Source organism: Lacihabitans sp. LS3-19 (genome assembly GCF_024343575.1).
In the GTDB taxonomy this organism is placed as follows: domain Bacteria; phylum Bacteroidota; class Bacteroidia; order Cytophagales; family Spirosomataceae; genus Leadbetterella.
Genome location: NZ_RJUA01000008.1, coordinates 79,113 through 96,090, shown reverse-complemented (window position 1 = coordinate 96,090; position 16,978 = coordinate 79,113). Strand labels below are relative to the sequence as shown.

The window sequence follows — 16,978 nt, the reverse complement described above, 5'->3', positions numbered from 1 at the left end:
TTTAAAAAACCACAAAAACTGAATTGTATTTACCTCATGAGTTCAATAGTACCTTGATAAAACTGGGTAGTTCCGTCAGTTTGAATGGCAGAGGCTTTGAAAATATAAACGCCTGGATTGAGTTCTTTTCCATCTTTTGTGCCGTCCCAGCCATAGTTTTCGTCAGAAACTGGAAGATTGGAAGCATTATAGACTTCTTCTCCCCATCTATCAAATATTTTCAAAGTACTGATTTTTGAAATACATTGACTTCCTAATCCAAAGAAAGTATGATTATAGTTGTCTGAATCTGGTGTAAATGCATCAGGAAAATGTACTACGCAGGGCTGCACTTTTATAAAAGTAGAAACTTGTTTTGTACAGATTCCACTTAAACTACTGGCCGTAAAAACATATTCTTGATCTTTTATTGGATTCACTTTGAATGAATTACAGTTTTTGCAAAGATTCTGGTTTTCATCTAACCATTCACTTTCTCCTGTGATTCCTTCGAGCGTTTTGCCCTCTAAAGTTATTTCGTCACCTATGGTTATGGACTGATCATGGGTAGCTTGGATTTTCAAGTTTTCAAATCTTACATCTGCCGTTATTATGGAGTCGCATTGGTTTTTTCTCGGTATTTTTAAAACATATATTCCATCTGTGCTTATGACTGTATCGCCGATACTTAATTTTTCGCCTAAGCAATTTTTAAATATCGAGTCGATTTTGGGCACTTCAAATACAAAGAGGTTTAGGTTTACGGTACTGTCGCATATTCCACCTCTTGAGATGACTTTGTTGTAATTTCCGGTGTATTGGTAGGTCTCATTATCAACTGAAAAATGCTCGCCATCACAAAGATTCATCGTTATGGTAGTGTCTGAAGTTTTGAAAGGTACTTTGTACTGCAATGAAAAATTACATGCTTCATCAAGGCTTGAAAAAGGTGTAATAGTTACAATAAAAGTTGAATTTAGGGCTGCATTTGTGCTTAAAGCTCTATTTGTACTTCCATTATTCCATTTGTATTTCTCGAAACCTTCAGGTGCCAATAATGTAATATTTCCACTTAAGTCAGGGCAAATGGAAGCTTGTTTAATTTCGGATTTTATGAGTTCAGCATTAAAATACGCATAGCCAAAGTGTCCTTGACCTGTGCAACCGTGAGCTATAATATCAACATTTAGAGTTTTGCCAACATGCTGCCTAAGGTCTATAGAGCCAGTTGTCCAGTTTTTATATTCAATATCTCCTTGGGCTTTAAAGCCTGCCAAAAGATTGCCTTCAAGTTGAACATCAAAATCTCCGCATGTTATCTGCGTTCCGCCTGCATCTGTTATTTTTAAAGAAAAACCAGGTTTTTGGAGTTTTGTATGATGATTGTCGGCGTCTTCTTGCAATAAGACTGCAAAATGATATTGAAAAAGAGAATGGTCAGCAGTAACCTTGAAACTCGTGCTGGCTTTGTCAAATGTATTTCCTCCTTGTGTTTTACCGATTCTCATAGCATATTTTCCACCATTGTTTACCACCGGTATGGCTTCTTGCGTAATATTTGGATCGTTTCCATCATTTTTTGAGACAATAATGTTTCTGTTTGTGAGTGATCCTATTTGCTCATTTTGATACGCTACTGCATTATTTACAAGTTTTACATTGCCATACGAAAGCGTCCAACCCTCAAATGTGCCTTTTTCAAAACCCAAATTGTCTACATTATTTACCTGAGCTTTAAGTCCAAAAGACAAAGCCAATAGCAAGAAAAGAATACATTTTTTTGGAAAAGTATTCATTTAAGGTTTTAGGTAATTAAGTAGTATATAAGTAATTACGAATCTAGGTAATATTTCGTTGCTTAGGAAGCGGATTGCTCAAAATTATTATAAAACTATAAACACAAGGTTCGTTATATAAACTAGTGTTTATTGCGTTTTTGAATTAAAAAAGGTATTATTATAGTTCCTCTCTAAATTTGTCGTCAAACGAAAAGCTATGGATTTGCCATGTTCCATTAGGTTTGTAAAATTCGAAAACAAATCTAATGGGCTGACGATCATACTTTCCCAAATAGGTTAGGAAAATATAATTTTCTCCAATTTTTTGTTCTTTTATGAGTTCATAACCGTAAAATTTCCCGACGAAATCCAACGTGAGTCCTTCCAATTGGTTTTTTAAACCGGATATAGCTTCTGTAGATAATTCCATCCATTTGTTGGTTGCATAGAGGTTATCTATAGATTTGCTCACACCAATGGATTGGTATTCTTTAAAGAATTTATCAGCTGTGCTTTTGGGTGAAGACTGAGCCATGCTTGTTAAACTCAGACTAAGAAATAATACAGGAGCCAATGAATTGATAAATAGTGTTTTCATAATTACTTAGATAATGTAGTTTAATATTTATTTTTTCGATTTAAAATACCAGTAAAATTTACTTAAAAAGGAACTTTTGGAATAGGATACCAAAAAATGAAAATACAATTCCAATGCCTGCTAATACCAATATGGCAAGCCAAGAATACCCCAAAGAGGCTTCTTTGGGATTTTCGGATTGGTAGTATACACTCACTTTCTCGCCCACAGCATAAGCTGGCGGCCTGCTGAATACAGCAGAAAAGAATAAATGAGATTCCTGATTTTCGTCAAAATATTCAATAACTGGAGCATAACCTAGTTTTCCACCGCCACCGTCCAGCCTGATGACTTCGCCAATTGTCTTTATTGATTTCCGGACAAAATAATAATCATAAGAAGCTATGCCGAGACCTAAGAGCAATAAAAACAAACCCAAGTAAGAAAATACCTTAGCTAGGTTCTTTTCCCAAAAATTGGGCTTTCTGTTTTTTTCTAATCGTTCTTTTAAACTTTCCATTCTTTACCAAGGTTTGCGTTGATAAAAAGTTACATAGGCTTCGCCATCAATGATAATCATGGGGTCGCCATTTTTAGGGTGGTTTCGTTTTTCAAAAGTATAGACTTTTTGACCTTCTTTTCTGGATTTAACATAAATGCGATTGCCACTCAATTGCCAAGTGCCACTATCGGCACTTTGGCTGCTACTACCACCGTAGCCGCCCCCGCCATAACCCGAGATGGAGCCTTCGGCGTTGTAAGTATAAGTGCCGTTACTATTTATAACTAAACATCGGCTATAGCTGCTGCTTGCGTTTGAACTCGTCAACGAGCTGATGTAGCACCATTTCCCTACAATGCTTTGGTCTAGACTGCTGCCTGGGTTGTTATTGCTTGAGGTAGCATTAGCATCTTGTGAGGCTTTATAACCTGAGTGCCCTCGAGTAAAAGTGGCATTGACACCTTGACCCATGAGTGTCATGGCTTTGCCGATAAACATCACTATGAATTGGTTTTCACCCGTTTCATCACGACTGATTAAGGTATTCCCATTTAGCGTGTAACTAAAAGGCTTGGTATTATAAAGCCCAGTACCATTCGCTTTGAATTCAAGGTCAGCACCATCTGTTGTCCATTGGCCAAGTAGTTTATCGAGTTTGGTATTGTTTTTATCAAATTCAGTATTTGCGGTACTCGTTGATTGGTTTCCGTTTCTTTTAAAAGTGATGGCTTCGTCTAAATCACCACCACTAAGCGTAAGGCTGTTACCTGTTAGCTGGTAAGTGTAAGTTTCATTTGTGCCTTGCCCTTTGATTATGAGCTTGTTGCCATTTAAAGTGTAAGTGATAGCTTCTTCGTCGAACATTCCTTGACCACCTTGATTGAGGTTCAGTTTCATTTCAAAACCAAAGGAAGTGTTGATCCATTCACCTTGTATACTATTGGTATTAGGCTTTGTTTTTGCACCAATTTGTGCCAATGAAACTATTGAAATTAGAAAAAATAAAATGGTTTTCATATCCTTATTTTTTTTCTTTAAAATTCACTATTGCAATAAGTTTAAAATTATTTTGAAGTTTAGGCCTGTCTGAATCTGATTTGTAATATGAGTTTTACCTCACTTCGCCCATCTTCGAAATAATGAGTTTAAATGATGAGGTAAGCCCCAAAGATTGCTTATTCTTCATATGTGATGAGTATTTTGTAAGGTTTGGAAACTAGGAAACTTGAATTACCTGCTTTAATGATTATATACACATTGTTATCGTCAGAGTACCAATCGAATTCGTAATTGGGTACTTTGTTGTAACTAGGAGGTACATAGCTATTGCCAGTGAATTGTACCATGACAGTGATAGAGATGATTTTGGATGCATTAAGACCATGAAGTTCGCTTACGCTACCGCCTTGAATATTGGAGGTAGTACCTGTGATTTTTTTGATTTTAATTGCTGGGGCATTATTGCCTATTTTTAAGAAGCCATTTACTTCCACTCTGTTACTCAATAAAGAAATCTTTTGGTTTTCTCTATTCTGAATAGCGGCTTCACCAGCGGTATTTAAGGTAATTGAAAAGCCGTCGTTGACATCTACGCCGGTAGGGGTATTGGTGAGTCTAATCTCAGCTGTATCGTAATCGTCATTGTGAACATGCAGCTGACCATTGGGGCTAAGTCCATTTAGGCCGATACCTACACGTTTATTGGTATGCAAAGTTAGAAAACCAGAATTGTTGGAGCCCAGGCTCATCGTTGTATTCTCTCTGTTGATTACGGTGGCTCCATTGACTGCTGAAATGAGTGCAATGCCATCAAGAATTCCAGAGCCTACCGATGAATTATTGATGAGTAGGGAAGAAGAAGTCGCATTACTGTAAATGTGCAAATCGGCATTGGGTGTATCGATTCCCAAGCCTAATTTACCGACTTCATTAAGGGTCATTCTTAAGGAGTTATTGGTGCCAAACTTTATGGGTTTGTCTTCGTAATTCCAGATAACACCATCCAAAAAATCACTAAGGCCCATACGAAAACCGTCGGTAGCAGTGACACCTGAAAATAGATTGCTAACGCGTATATAAGAATTGGGAATCATGGCATCGTCATAAATGTGCAATCGATCTATAGGGTTTTTGGTATTGATGCCCACGTAAGCATGTAGTCCAACAAGTTGATTGGTAAAATCACCCCAAATAAGCGGGTTGTTCGTGTTACTATTAGCTATGAAAAGTTGACTATGCGTAGCCACATTGCCACCAGCTCCATAGCCTATCAAGACATTTCCAGAAACAAATGAATTAGGCGGATAATAAGAGCCTGCCTTCGCACCAATTATAGTATTACTTTCCCCGTTTTCAACATTTCCCATACTTAGATGACCGATACTTACATTATTTGAGCCAGTGTAAAGCCCAGAAGCGGCAGCATATCCCATAGCGGTATTGCTTGAACCCCAAAAATGGTTTTGCAAAACCAAGGAACCTACTCCTGTTTGCCCTATACCGGAAGATTTTTTCAAAACCTTGGTGCCGATGGCCGTCGTGTATTGTAATTTTGAATTTATTGGATAGGCGTCATACCCTATGGAAAGACTAAAGGAGTCTACATTGGAACTTAAGTTTTGGGAGTTGATACCAAAAGGTGTAATCTCTAGCCCACCATTATTTGGCTGCATTACATTAATTTGGGCGATGACTTTAAAAGAAAAAAGTAAGAGAATTAAGGTTTTAGCTTTCATATTCTATATCCGTAAATGTTACTTATTAAATCGTAAAAGGTTCTTTGTAAAAAGCCTGGTTTTTTGACCAAACTCTGCAAGTGGTGTTGTTTGAAATACAACCATATTAAGATTTTTCTTTTCAATTTTTCTTTTGGTTTTACATCGCCTAACTGAAATAAATCTTGAATTGCACTAGACATTTCCTTTAAGATGGGTTTAGCAAAGTTTTCATTATGAAATTCAATGCCTAATTCATAAAATAAATCATTTGAATATTTCGCTTGTAATTCCATCAGTTATTTCGAAATTAGTAAAAAACTAGAGCTCAAATTTGAAGAATAAAACACTAAAAAGTCAATACCCCAATTGCGGTATTTTATTCTTTTCAGTATTTAATATACTGATAATAAATTGTTTGTGTTTTTCTTGTTTCGCATTTGGAGAGCCTAAGCCAATAGAGCAAAAAATAAAAAACGATGGCCTTTGCATGCTGGCGAAGGATTTTAATCACAAGGAATTTGTCAAAGACGTGCCTTTTGAATTATTTGAAGTTGATAATAGGCCAATACTTAATGCTGGATGGGGGAAATTTAAAGCTTGGTTGAAGGTTGACCTCAGCAAGGTGAAAGGTGAAAAAAACTACATGGTAGTCCAAAATCCTGTCTTTGACGAACTTCGATTTTATAATAAAAACGGCCTCGCGGAATCCTTCAGTTTTGGCAAATTATTAGAAGATCGCAAAGTCAAATTTCGATATCCCACTTATAAAATTGTGAATGATAGTTCCATTTATTTGTCGGGCATTACCAAACTAAACCCGGCAAAATTCCCAATCCGTTTTTTTGATGAAAAAGGTTTTGTCAGTTTTAAAGAAAATGAAGCTTTTAAAAATGGAATCTTGTTGGGCTTATTGGCTTTCGTGATTCTTATCAACGTAATACTATTTGTATTATTTAAGGTTCGTTCTTTTCTGATATTTATAGTCTCGGCTGCTTGTTTTGGCCTTTTATATTGTTTTCTAGAAGGATACCTTTTTGGAAGGAATTATTCAGCCTTCTTTTTTGAAAACAGTTTGTTCAATTTTCAATATGTGATTTATGGAGGTTTTCAACTGAGTTCTTTTTGGTTTTTTCATTCGGTATTTCAACAGTACATGCGTCCCTTTAAATTCTTGTATACCTCTTTTAGGTTTTTGGTACTATTGGGAATAATAGAAACGGTGTTTATGTTTTTGTCTCCTTTTTGGTTTCATAATTTTAGCGATTATGGTATTGTGGCTTTGGGTATGATGCTGCGAGTAAGTACCTTGATTTTGAATATTTTGCTCTTTGTTGTTTTATTTAAAATAAGAAAAAGGACTCATTTAGCTATATGGTTTTTACTTGGGCTTTTGCCTAGTTGGGTGGTATACATACTCCCTCGATTTATCCCGGTATTGTTTGAAAATACATGGTTTACTATGCCTCAGTTGTATTCACTAGCTACCCAATGGTATATTGTGGTGATCAGCATAGGACTGTTGAGTATAGTTTATAAGAATTTAAAAAAGGAGGTGATTCCTGAAGTGGTAGCGATCAAAAACCCTGAGATCAAAAAGTCGATTTTATCTGCAAGGGAAATGGATATTTTGGTGGCCTTTACCAATGGCTTTAGTTATACTGAAATTTCAGACGCTATGTTTATCAGCCCACATACTGTCCGGACCCACATTAAAAATATATACAATAAGCTGGAAATTAATTCGAAATCAGAAGCGGTAAGATGGGTGATTGAGCATCAATAGGCTATCAAACTTTATTTGTTGTTGATTTGTTGAAAGCTAAACCACTGGTTTTTTTAGAAAATTTAAATTAAGCTAATTATGGCAAAAAGAATAAACCTTGTAGAAAGGGAAAAACAGCGTGAAGACACCGGTTTTGGCACAAATGCCATTTCTACAAATGCCCGATTGGTAAATCAGGAAGGCAACTTTAATGTCAAGAAAATTGGGCAGTCTTTCGAGGCAAAAATGAATATTTTTCATCGACTCATCACTATGCCTTGGGCAAAGTTTTACTTGTATATATTGTTTTTTTATATGTGTGTAAATCTCATCTTTGGGATTATATATTACAGTGTTGGGGTAGAATATTTACAGGGTGTCGACGCCGCCCATGGTCTTTCGGAGTTTTGGGAAGCGTTTTATTTTTCAAGCCAAACACTAACAACGGTAGGTTATGGTAGAGTAAGTCCAGTTGGGCAATTGGTAAATTTTATTGCAGCAATTGAAGCTCTGATAGGTTTGATGACATTTGCTATCATGACGGGTTTATTGTACGGAAGATTCTCTAGGCCAGTTCCTCGAATTTTATATTCAGATAAGGCTCTTATTTCGCCTTATCTCGACATTAACGCTTTGATGGTCAGGATAGCTAACGAAAAGAGCAATCAAATAATCAATGCAGAAGCCAACCTGATTTTTTCAAGAAACGAGACCATCAATGGAGAAATAAAACGAAAATATTATAACCTTCCATTGGAAAGATCTAAGGTCAAATTTTTTGCAACTTCCTGGACCATTGTTCACCCAATAACAGAAGATAGTGTGTTAGTAGGAGAAACTTTAGCTAGCTTAAGAGCATCTGATGCCGAAATATTGCTGACATTTGAAGGTACGAATGATACCTTTGCTGACCCAATCCATAGCCGGAAATCTTACATGTATGATGAAGTAGAAATAGGCAGGAAATTCTTGCCAATTCTTGATTCTCAAGAAAATTACTATATTTTGGACCTCAATAAACTCTCAGAAACGGAAGCTGTCTTGTTGAATTGAAATTAATAATCCATTTAATTACATTTCTTTATTTCCATTTTGAACACTTTTCCATATTTTATTTCGAAACCTGGGTTTAGTTCTATTACTTGTCCACTTATAAAATAAGAAGTGTTATTAAAATATTTTTCGGATTCAATTTTTATGTTGGCTCCATAAATCGATTCATATTGTGAAGAATTGGATAAAAAGAGATAATCAGGACAATCTTTTTTAACTTCATAAGCTCCAATGTCAATTTTAACATTCTGAATTCTTTGGTCACCTTTTATGTCCAAAATAGTAGGATTATAAAATGAGGGAATAACACTTTTGTCTACTAATACGCTATATGGTTGCAATTGCAAGCCATCATCAGAAGTACCAAATGTATTGTCATTTCCTGAAATAAAATAATCATTTAAAAAATTAGGGTTTAATTTGTGGAAATTATTTGATGCATTGTTAATATAATTATAATTGGAGATAGTGTATTCTACTGAATCCATTTGTAATAAATTATTTTCAAAAATATCTCTGGAAGTATAGTAACTTGAGATAATATCAGAACCAGGAATATTTGAAATTCCTCCAATATTATTGTTCCAAATAATATTATTATAGAATTTTATGTAGTCATCCGGATATTGTGGAGAATTTATTGTAGCTAAAAATAAGCCACCGCAAAGGTCGTTTGCGGAATTGGAAGTAATAGTATTGTTTAAAAACAAGTTTTTTGAACTTACATAACTACAGAAAATTCCACCAGTACTATTATTTGAGTGATTATTTGAAATTACGTTATTACGTAAAATTGTTTCAGCTGATGAAATAATCATTCCTCCTCCTTGTGACTCAGAAGTATTAAAAATAAAAAAATTGTTTGAAAGATTTATTTTTGTTCCATAGCTGAAATATGCACCACCTCCATAGTTTGCAATATTACCTTTAATTATGTTTTTGTGAAATTCAACGGTTGTCGAAAAAGTTGAAATTCCTCCACCAGAACCGTTTTCAAGGTTGTAATTGTTTAATATTTCATTTTCTTCAATTATATGATTTCCATCAAAAGATAAAGCAATTCCTTGCCCTGAATTTGAATCGATTAAATTTTGCTTTATTGCAGAGTTCGCAAAAATAATTCGAATACCACCGCCAAAAATTTGAGCTGAGTTAGATTTTATATTACAGTTAAGCAAATTTAAGGTGCCATAATATTGAAAAATACCTCCTCCACTATTTGTAGCTTTATTTCCATTAATTTCACATTCTTTAATTTCGTTAATTCCATTTTTTAAATATATACCAGCCCCTTCATCTCGGAAAAATGAATTTCCATTATAGGTTTCATACCCAAAACCATCAGCAAAGCCGTTTTGTATGGTGCAATTGAATAAATGCAAGCCTTGTTCGAGGTTATTTATAAACGAACCTAAAAGTACATGATAGACATTGTCATTTTCTTGAAACGGGACTCCAATGTCGCCAGAAAAAATGGTTTTGTTTAGTGATAAATTTCTATCTTCTAATTTCATTTCATTTCCTTCGAATCCGCCGAAAATAAAAATATTTTTGGTAAAATAGAAGCTGAATTTACGTGGATTATCCGTGCTTTCGTCTGGTGCTAAATTTGGTTTGTAAATTCCTTTTTTAACCCAAATTGTATCTCCAATTTCGGTTAATTCTATAGCACTTTGTAATTCTTTTTTTGCATTTGCCCAGGATTTACCATCTCCATTATTGTTGGTTTTTTCAGAATCAACGTATGTTATTGCAAATGAAGTTTTCTGAAAAGTTAATAAAAGCGAAATTATAAAGATTGCGATAAAATTTTTAGCGGACATTTTAAATTGATTCAAATGCGGTTTTTAAAGATTGATATAAATAATAATAAATAATCGAAAATTTATCTCATTATTTTATCTCAAAATTAAAAGAAGTATTTATTATTTTCAAATTTTAATCATTCTTCAACCAACCCGTTATACTCATTCTTTGGATTTGGGTTTGTAATACTTCATGTTCGAGTTCGCTGCTTTTAAAGAACACCATTTTACCTTGGAGAGGTGAAATGTCTTTGCATGTATCTTGTAGGTAGACTCTAAGTTCGCCTCCATCTCCTTGTTTCCAAACTTCGTTTAGATAAAAAATAGAGGTAAATTGGCGATTGCCGTTTTCTTTAAATTGGTCCAGGTGTTTTTTGTAGAAACTCCCTTTTTCGTACAAAGCATAATGAAATTCGTAGCTTTTGATACCTGCAAAGCATGTCGTATTTAAAAAAACGACAAAACTGTCCATTAAATCTAAGAATGCGTTTTCTGCAGCATTGCTGTGAGCTCTATCTAACCAAAATATTTTGTCTTTTCTAATTAAACTGTTTTGGACTTTATCATCACCAGAACCTATCTGAGCGTCTTTCAGCTTGTTTTCTTCTGAAAGTCGTAATAGGTTGTCTCTTAGGTCAGAAGACAATTGTTTGGTTAAAAAGTTTTCAGAAATTCCTACCTTCTCTCGGAGGTATAATTCAATGAGGTCATCGAATATTTGTTCCATTTATTTACAAAGAGCGTTATTGACAGCATCGTCATTTGTAAAGGTAGGTGTATTTCAGGTTAATGAATTTAGAAATCAATATTTATAATTATGGCACTTTAATTTCTGCTTATTTTAAATTAAAAAAGAAAAAAATGCTCTGTTGTTTAAAATGCATTTTTTTCAAGATTTCTATAGTTTAAAAGCTATCAAGTATTCTGTACAATTAAAAAATAAATAGGCATTCCTAAAGTTATGTTTAATGGAAAAGTAACCGCCAAAGCCATGGGTAGAAATAGACCCGGATTTGCCTTTGGTACAGATATTTTCATGGCAGCCGGAACTGCAATATACGAAGCACTTGCAGCGAGTATAGCAAACATAAATCGGTTGGTTATGTCATCAGTAATGAAAGAACTAACTATTGCGGTTAAAATGCCATTGAAAAGAGGAATTAACGTAGCAAAAATAAATGGATACCAGCCAAAAGAGAAAAATGCTTTTAGTTTTTTGCCACTCGAAATACCCATATCTAAAAGAAAAATCGCTAAGAATCCTTTGAAAAGGTCATTGGTGAATGGTTTTATCCCTTCGGCTTGTTTATCACTTGCCAAAAAACCAATAACCAAACTTCCTAAAATAAGCAAAACACTGCCATTGGTAAACGAATGTTTCATCACGGCTCGTTTTTTAATAGATTTATTTTCTTCTTTTGCAAAAGCTGAAATAAGTAGTAATCCCATAATTATGGCGGGAGACTCCATCAAGGCCATTATGGCTACCATGTGACCATGAAGAGATAGCTGTTGAGCTTCTAGAAAAGATACCGCTGTAACAAAAGTTACAGCACTTACCGAGCCATAAGCTGCCGCAATAGCTCCAGCATCATATACCGAAAGTCGCCTTTTAAGAATAAAAAATGTGTAGAGCGGGATAATCATCGAGAGTGCGATACCAAAAAGCATAGACCAGCCAATTTCGCTCGTAAAAGTTTCGTGGGATAGTTCTTGGCCACCTTTAAATCCAATGGCAAATAGAAGATATAGTGAAATGAATTTTGAAGAATTGGGAGGAATTTCTAAATCGCTTTTTAAATAAACGGCTATTATACCAAGTACAAAAAATAATAGTGCAGGGTTTGTTAGGTTTTCAATTAGTAAATTAAAATTCATAAATTTATTTTTTTTTGATTTCGGTTTTCGATAAAATCTCTTTCTGGTTTGCAGTAATAAGTCCTTTCAAATATGTATTTTTCTCATGTATTAAACTCCCTAAAAATCTAGCTTTTAATATTTCATCACCTTGATTTTGAAGATTAAGTTTAGCTAAGTTTAATTGCTGTTTAGTTAAAGATTTATCTTTAAATTCAGAGAAATAATGTTCAATGTAAATTTCTTCGAGTATTTTTTCAACTGGCAAACCATATTGCTTAGTTTTTTTGACTATTCCATTTATGAATCTGCAAGAGGTATCATTAACTAGATAGATATAATTAATTTTTTCTAGAATAATCAAATCGCTAATGGCTTCCATATTTGGGTAGTATTCAAAATATAGTATTGCACCAGGAGAAGTCAAAAAATAAGTGTTTTCTCCAAATATCTTTCTGAGGAGATATTCGGTGTTTGAGAAAGGGCAAAGTATAAAAAGCTTTTTGTCCATAATTATCTTATTTTCGAAAACTTAAGTCTAGATCCTTTTTTGCTTTCTTCAAAAAAGCCAGCATTATATACTAAATGGCCGTTTACAAATGTTTTTAAAATTTTGCTTTTAAAGGTCTGTGCTTCAAAAGGTGACCATCCACATTTGTACAAGATATTTCCTGAATTGACCTGCCAATGGTTATTTAAATCTATCAAAACTAAATCTGCAAAATACCCTTCTCTTATATAACCGCGGTCAATCATTTTGTATATTTCAGCTACGTTATGACTCGTTTTTTCGACAATCTTCTCTAAGCTTATTTTTTCCTGGTGATAAAGCTCCAACAAAGCCGGTAAAGCATGCTGTACCAAAGGTCCGCCAGACATAGCTTTAAAATAATTTCCGCTTTTTTCTTCTCTCGTATGTGGAGCGTGGTCAGTGGCAATGATATCTATATTGTTGTCTATCAATGCCTTCAGGAGTGCTTCTTTGTCTTTTTGAGTTTTTATAGATGGGTTCCATTTTATATTGGCTCCCAGCAATTTGTAGTCATTTTCGGTAAACCATAAATGGTGTACACATGCCTCAGCTGTAATGCGTTTTTCTCTTAAAGGCGTTTTGTTGTCAAGCAAGCGGGCTTCGGCAGCTGTTGAAATATGGAATAAATGGAGACGATTGTTATATTTTTTTGCCAATTCTAAAACACGCTCTGTTGCTGTTAGGCAAGCTTCTTCGCTCCTTATTTTAGGATGTAAATCCATTGGGATATTATTACCATAAATTTCACGAAATTTTAAGGTATTGTTTTGTATTATGCTATCATCTTCACTATGGAGTGCCACCAAATTGTTAGTTCTTGCAAAAAGCAGTTCTAAATATTCTGGGTAGTTGGCTAAAATGCCTTTGTCATTGCTAAAATACAAGCCATCGTCCGTGATTCCGCAAACATTTTCATTGTCAGTTTTTAATGCCTCTTCTAAATTATCTTGATTTATTCCCATAAAAAAGGAATAATTAGCAAGAGAACTTCTAGCTGCCAAAGTGTATTTTTCTTCTAATAATTCCTGCGTTAGCGTATTCGGAATGGTATTGGGCATATCCATAAAAGATGTAATGCCACCAGCTACTGCCGCCTTTGATTCTGAATATATAGTAGCCTTGTGTGTTAACCCTGGATCTCGAAAATGCACTTGGTCGTCAATTAAGCCTGGAAGCAAAAAATGGCCTTCTGCCTCAAATGTTTCAGCCTGATTATCAGTAATTTGATTAGAAATTTTCTCTATTCTTTCTCCAACTATTAATACATCGCAAGTTTTAATTTTACCTTCATTGACAACTTTTGCATTCTTTATTAATTTCTTATTCATTGTTTTCTAAGGGTTACAGAAATCACAATATCTTGGGTCTTCGCTTGTTTTTTGGTTTGGATACAATTCTTCCTTCTTGTGATTACATTTTTGGCATGTGTATACATAGCTTAATGTAGTGCTTGTAGGCAAACCACAAAGTTGGCATGGCAGGCCTTTTTTGACTTCGTTTATGCCAAAACCTGGCGATTGGCACACAGGGCATAGGGTTTTTATTCTATCCACAAGCTTTAAAGTTGCTTTTTCAATAACTTTCATCCTTTTGGGATTGTGCATTGCCCTCATGTCGGTTTCTACCCAAACTGACTTTGATTTTGACATAAACTGATTGAATGCTTCTAGCAGGGTATGGCTATTGGTGATGCCTTTTTTTATTTCGCTTAAATCATTATCGGCTTTTTTGAGAATCAAGCCGTGGGAAGGAAACCCCACACTATTTGCAAATTCTAAGAGTTCTTTTTCTGTACTTACCTCTAAACCTCCAAAATTTGTATCCGTGCTGATTTCCCTTATTTTTATTTCTAATCCATTTTTTTTGTCAATAAATATCAGAATTTCATCATCAGCCGGAATGAAAAACGCTGATGGATGTGAACCAAAAGAGCCTTCGCTAGCTACGGCAAGGTCACAATTGTAGGTTTCCATAGCACTTTGGCATTTTTTTCTTGCTGTAGTCAGAGGGTCTTCTTCTCTTTCTATTTCCCCGCTGAAAGTTCCGAAAATATCTGAATCAAACGAAGGATGCACGATACATTTTACACCTAATTCTTTCTCTAATATTGGTGATATTACCTTTTCTTTTTGGTGCTTGGTTGCTATAAATAAAGTTCTTCCTTCAAACATTTCAATGTTTTAAAAATTTGACCAATCCCTTAGGTTTTTTAACCAATCGGAATCTTTTAAAATGCTTAATATCAAATAGGATGGTATTTAATTTACTCTTTTAGGATTGCTTATTGTGGCATTAGCTAACAAACCAAAAATTACGGCAAGAGATGAATATAACTGGCTGTCAACACTGTCTTTTGTTAAAAAAGCCTTGGTTATAAAAAAAATCATCAAAACTAATGAGAGGGTCATTTTCACTGCATTTTTATCCATTTTTGTATTAATTTTTAAATTTAAATTATTGTCCTTGAGCCAGGGAAAATCCGGTTTTTCCATCAAAAGAATATAGGTTTTCAGTTTTGATGGTATCAATGTTTTTTAAATTGGCCCTTGATAATATTTCTACAATATCATTTTTTGTAATTTCTGTATTTTCGGTAGGCATAAATCTACACCTCCAGTGATCGGTGCAAAAGGTCTCTTTAAAACCATCTGGCCAAACTTTTATGCCTCTGTTCGTTATTATCTGTAGTTTTGTTTGAGCACTTTCAATGCTTTTTAGCTTTTCTGCTAACTCATTTGGATTTGCTCCATTCCAGTGAACAAAAACGTCTATTCCCGCCAATGCCTTTTTAAGTGGAGTCTTCCGTTGATATTTGGGTAAATTTATTGCACTGTTATTTGTATAAGAGACTGAATTTAAAATTGAAGGCTTTTTGCCAAGGTTTTCTATTACACTTTTCGCAAAATCCTTTGTGCCGACTTTTTTCTTACTTGTGCCTTCTTTGTAAATATCCGCTGTATGCGTACCCTGTTCAAGCGTATAAAGCCATGCGTTTTGTATTTTCTCAGCCACGCTTGTTTGTCCGATATGATTCAGCATCATAATAGCACCTTGCAACAATCCCGAAGGGTTGGCAATATCTTTTCCTGCAATATCCGGGGCAGTGCCGTGAATGGCCTCAAACATCGCACATTCCTCACCAATATTTGAAGAGCCAGCGAGTCCTACCGATCCGGTTATTTCAGCAGCAATATCTGAGATAATATCCCCATACAAATTAGGCATCACTATCACGTCAAATATTTCTGGAGACTCCGCCACTTTGGCCGCTCCTATGTCTACTATCCAGTGCTCATTCTCGATATCAGGGTATTCTTTGGCTATTTCATCAAAAACAGTATGAAACAAGCCATCCGTTTGTTTCATGATATTATCTTTTGTAAAACAGCTTACTTTTTTACGGTTTTGCTGTTTTGCATATTCAAAAGCATACCTTATGATTTTTTCACATCCTGGTCTACTGATAAGTTTCAAACACTGTACTACTTCGTCGGTTTGTTGGTGTTCAATTCCCGCGTATAGGTCTTCTTCGTTTTCTCTGATTATGACGATATCCATCACAGGATGTTTGGTGTCTACAAATGGATGAAGACTTTTGCAAGGTCTTACGTTGGCATATAAGCCAAGGAACTTTCTTGTGCTAACATTTAAGCTTTTGTAGCCACCACCTTGTGGGGTTGTGATTGGAGCTTTTAGAAAAATTTTGTTTGTGGTGATTGATTTCCACGATTCTGATGCAATGCCCGCCGAATTACCAGCCAAATAGACTTTTTCTCCAACTTCTATTTCTTCAATTTCAATTTTTGCCCCGGCTGAAAATAGAATCTCTATAGTGGCGTCCATTATTTCAGGGCCTATTCCATTTCCTTTTGCAATTGTTATTTTTGTCATTTAAAACTTGTTTTTTTATTGAAAATTAAAAACCTACTAGTATTAGTTGTACTTAATTAAATGTCTATGAAAAAGCAGACATTGGGAAGCTTTATAAGCTTTTGCAAAAAATTGTAAAGAACTTAATTACTAGGAGAATAATCACCTTTGTTGCTTTGATAATTGAATGTCTGCAGTTTGAATTTCGTATTTATCAAAAAGGTGAACTTCTTAATTAGTTTGAGTACTAAATTGAAAGTGTTAAAAAAACCAGCAAGTGTTAATACAATGAGCTGGTCACCATAGGCTAATAAAATAAGGACTATAAAGGGTGCCAATGCAAGTTCAAAACTTAAGGCTAATATTCCAGAAGTTTTCAACAAGATCAAAATTAAACTTATTGTTGCTCCAATAATAAATTCAAAATAAGTAGAAACTCTCATTGATGTTTTTTGATTATTTTTTTTCATTTTTAAGTTTTAATATTTTTTTATGCCGCAAAGTTGTAGGTAAAAAATCATAAGTTTTTATTTATCTTTGCTATAA

Annotated in this window: 17 protein-coding genes; 2 read left to right on the top strand and 15 right to left on the bottom strand. The window is 34.6% G+C overall.

Annotation, left to right across the window (positions count from 1 at the left end):
• Positions 1-29: 29 nt before the first annotated feature.
• The 6 genes from EGI22_RS09170 to EGI22_RS09145 all read right to left on the bottom strand — a co-directional run bounded on the left by EGI22_RS09170 (position 30) and on the right by EGI22_RS09145 (position 5,846).
• Entirely contained in the window at positions 30-1,775 is a 1,746-nt protein-coding gene (locus EGI22_RS09170; protein WP_255067934.1) for a gliding motility-associated C-terminal domain-containing protein, read from the bottom strand.
• A gap of 160 nt (positions 1,776-1,935) precedes the next feature.
• A complete protein-coding gene (locus tag EGI22_RS09165) occupies positions 1,936-2,355 on the bottom strand; it encodes a hypothetical protein (protein ID WP_255067933.1) in 420 nt (139 codons plus the stop codon).
• 58 nt (positions 2,356-2,413) lie between these two features.
• The gene (locus EGI22_RS09160; protein WP_255067931.1) at positions 2,414-2,854 is read right to left on the bottom strand and encodes a DUF3592 domain-containing protein; all 441 of its coding nucleotides are present in this window, start codon (positions 2,852-2,854) and stop codon (positions 2,414-2,416) included.
• Positions 2,855-2,857: 3 nt separating this feature from the next.
• Entirely contained in the window at positions 2,858-3,853 is a 996-nt protein-coding gene (locus EGI22_RS09155) for a lipocalin family protein (protein WP_255067930.1), read from the bottom strand.
• A gap of 158 nt (positions 3,854-4,011) precedes the next feature.
• Entirely contained in the window at positions 4,012-5,571 is a 1,560-nt protein-coding gene (locus tag EGI22_RS09150; protein ID WP_255067929.1) for a hypothetical protein, read from the bottom strand.
• On the bottom strand, positions 5,568-5,846 hold the full coding sequence (locus EGI22_RS09145; RefSeq protein ID WP_255067928.1) for a hypothetical protein: 279 nt from the start codon (positions 5,844-5,846) through the stop codon (positions 5,568-5,570). Before EGI22_RS09145 ends, EGI22_RS09150 begins: the two co-directional genes overlap by 4 nt.
• Positions 5,847-5,884: 38 nt before the next feature.
• Here EGI22_RS09145 and EGI22_RS09140 point away from each other — a divergent pair, with 38 nt between their 5' ends.
• Together EGI22_RS09140 and EGI22_RS09135 are read left to right on the top strand one after the other, a co-directional pair.
• A complete protein-coding gene (locus EGI22_RS09140) occupies positions 5,885-7,336 on the top strand; it encodes a LuxR C-terminal-related transcriptional regulator (protein WP_255067926.1) in 1,452 nt (483 codons plus the stop codon).
• A 78-nt stretch (positions 7,337-7,414) separates the two neighbouring features.
• The gene (locus EGI22_RS09135) at positions 7,415-8,368 is read left to right on the top strand and encodes an ion channel (RefSeq protein WP_255067925.1); all 954 of its coding nucleotides are present in this window, start codon (positions 7,415-7,417) and stop codon (positions 8,366-8,368) included.
• 14 nt (positions 8,369-8,382) lie between these two features.
• On the opposite strand, the gene EGI22_RS09130 is transcribed toward EGI22_RS09135, so the two are convergent.
• From EGI22_RS09130 to EGI22_RS09090, 9 genes are all read right to left on the bottom strand, one after another.
• Positions 8,383-10,191: a right-handed parallel beta-helix repeat-containing protein gene (locus tag EGI22_RS09130; RefSeq protein WP_255067923.1), complete on the bottom strand. Its 1,809-nt coding sequence runs from the start codon at positions 10,189-10,191 to the stop codon at positions 8,383-8,385.
• A gap of 115 nt (positions 10,192-10,306) precedes the next feature.
• On the bottom strand, positions 10,307-10,900 hold the full coding sequence (locus tag EGI22_RS09125) for a 2OG-Fe(II) oxygenase (protein ID WP_255067922.1): 594 nt from the start codon (positions 10,898-10,900) through the stop codon (positions 10,307-10,309).
• A gap of 188 nt (positions 10,901-11,088) precedes the next feature.
• A complete protein-coding gene (locus EGI22_RS09120; RefSeq protein WP_255067921.1) occupies positions 11,089-12,051 on the bottom strand; it encodes a sodium-dependent bicarbonate transport family permease in 963 nt (320 codons plus the stop codon).
• Between the two features lie 4 nt (positions 12,052-12,055).
• Positions 12,056-12,541, bottom strand: coding sequence for a hypothetical protein (locus tag EGI22_RS09115; protein ID WP_255067919.1), 486 nt, complete (start codon positions 12,539-12,541; stop codon positions 12,056-12,058).
• 2 nt (positions 12,542-12,543) lie between these two features.
• Positions 12,544-13,890: a dihydroorotase gene (locus EGI22_RS09110; protein ID WP_255067918.1), complete on the bottom strand. Its 1,347-nt coding sequence runs from the start codon at positions 13,888-13,890 to the stop codon at positions 12,544-12,546.
• A gap of 6 nt (positions 13,891-13,896) precedes the next feature.
• Positions 13,897-14,733 carry a DUF6671 family protein gene (locus tag EGI22_RS09105; RefSeq protein ID WP_255067916.1) on the bottom strand — a complete coding sequence of 279 codons (837 nt, stop codon included), beginning with the start codon at positions 14,731-14,733 and terminating at the stop codon, positions 13,897-13,899.
• A gap of 87 nt (positions 14,734-14,820) precedes the next feature.
• The gene (locus EGI22_RS09100; RefSeq protein ID WP_255067914.1) at positions 14,821-14,991 is read right to left on the bottom strand and encodes a hypothetical protein; all 171 of its coding nucleotides are present in this window, start codon (positions 14,989-14,991) and stop codon (positions 14,821-14,823) included.
• 25 nt (positions 14,992-15,016) lie between these two features.
• On the bottom strand, positions 15,017-16,453 hold the full coding sequence (locus EGI22_RS09095; protein WP_255067912.1) for an NADP-dependent isocitrate dehydrogenase: 1,437 nt from the start codon (positions 16,451-16,453) through the stop codon (positions 15,017-15,019).
• Positions 16,454-16,575: 122 nt separating this feature from the next.
• Complete coding sequence (locus EGI22_RS09090; protein WP_255067911.1) at positions 16,576-16,902, bottom strand: hypothetical protein; 327 nt, start codon at positions 16,900-16,902, stop codon at positions 16,576-16,578.
• Between the last annotated feature and the right edge of the window lie 76 nt (positions 16,903-16,978).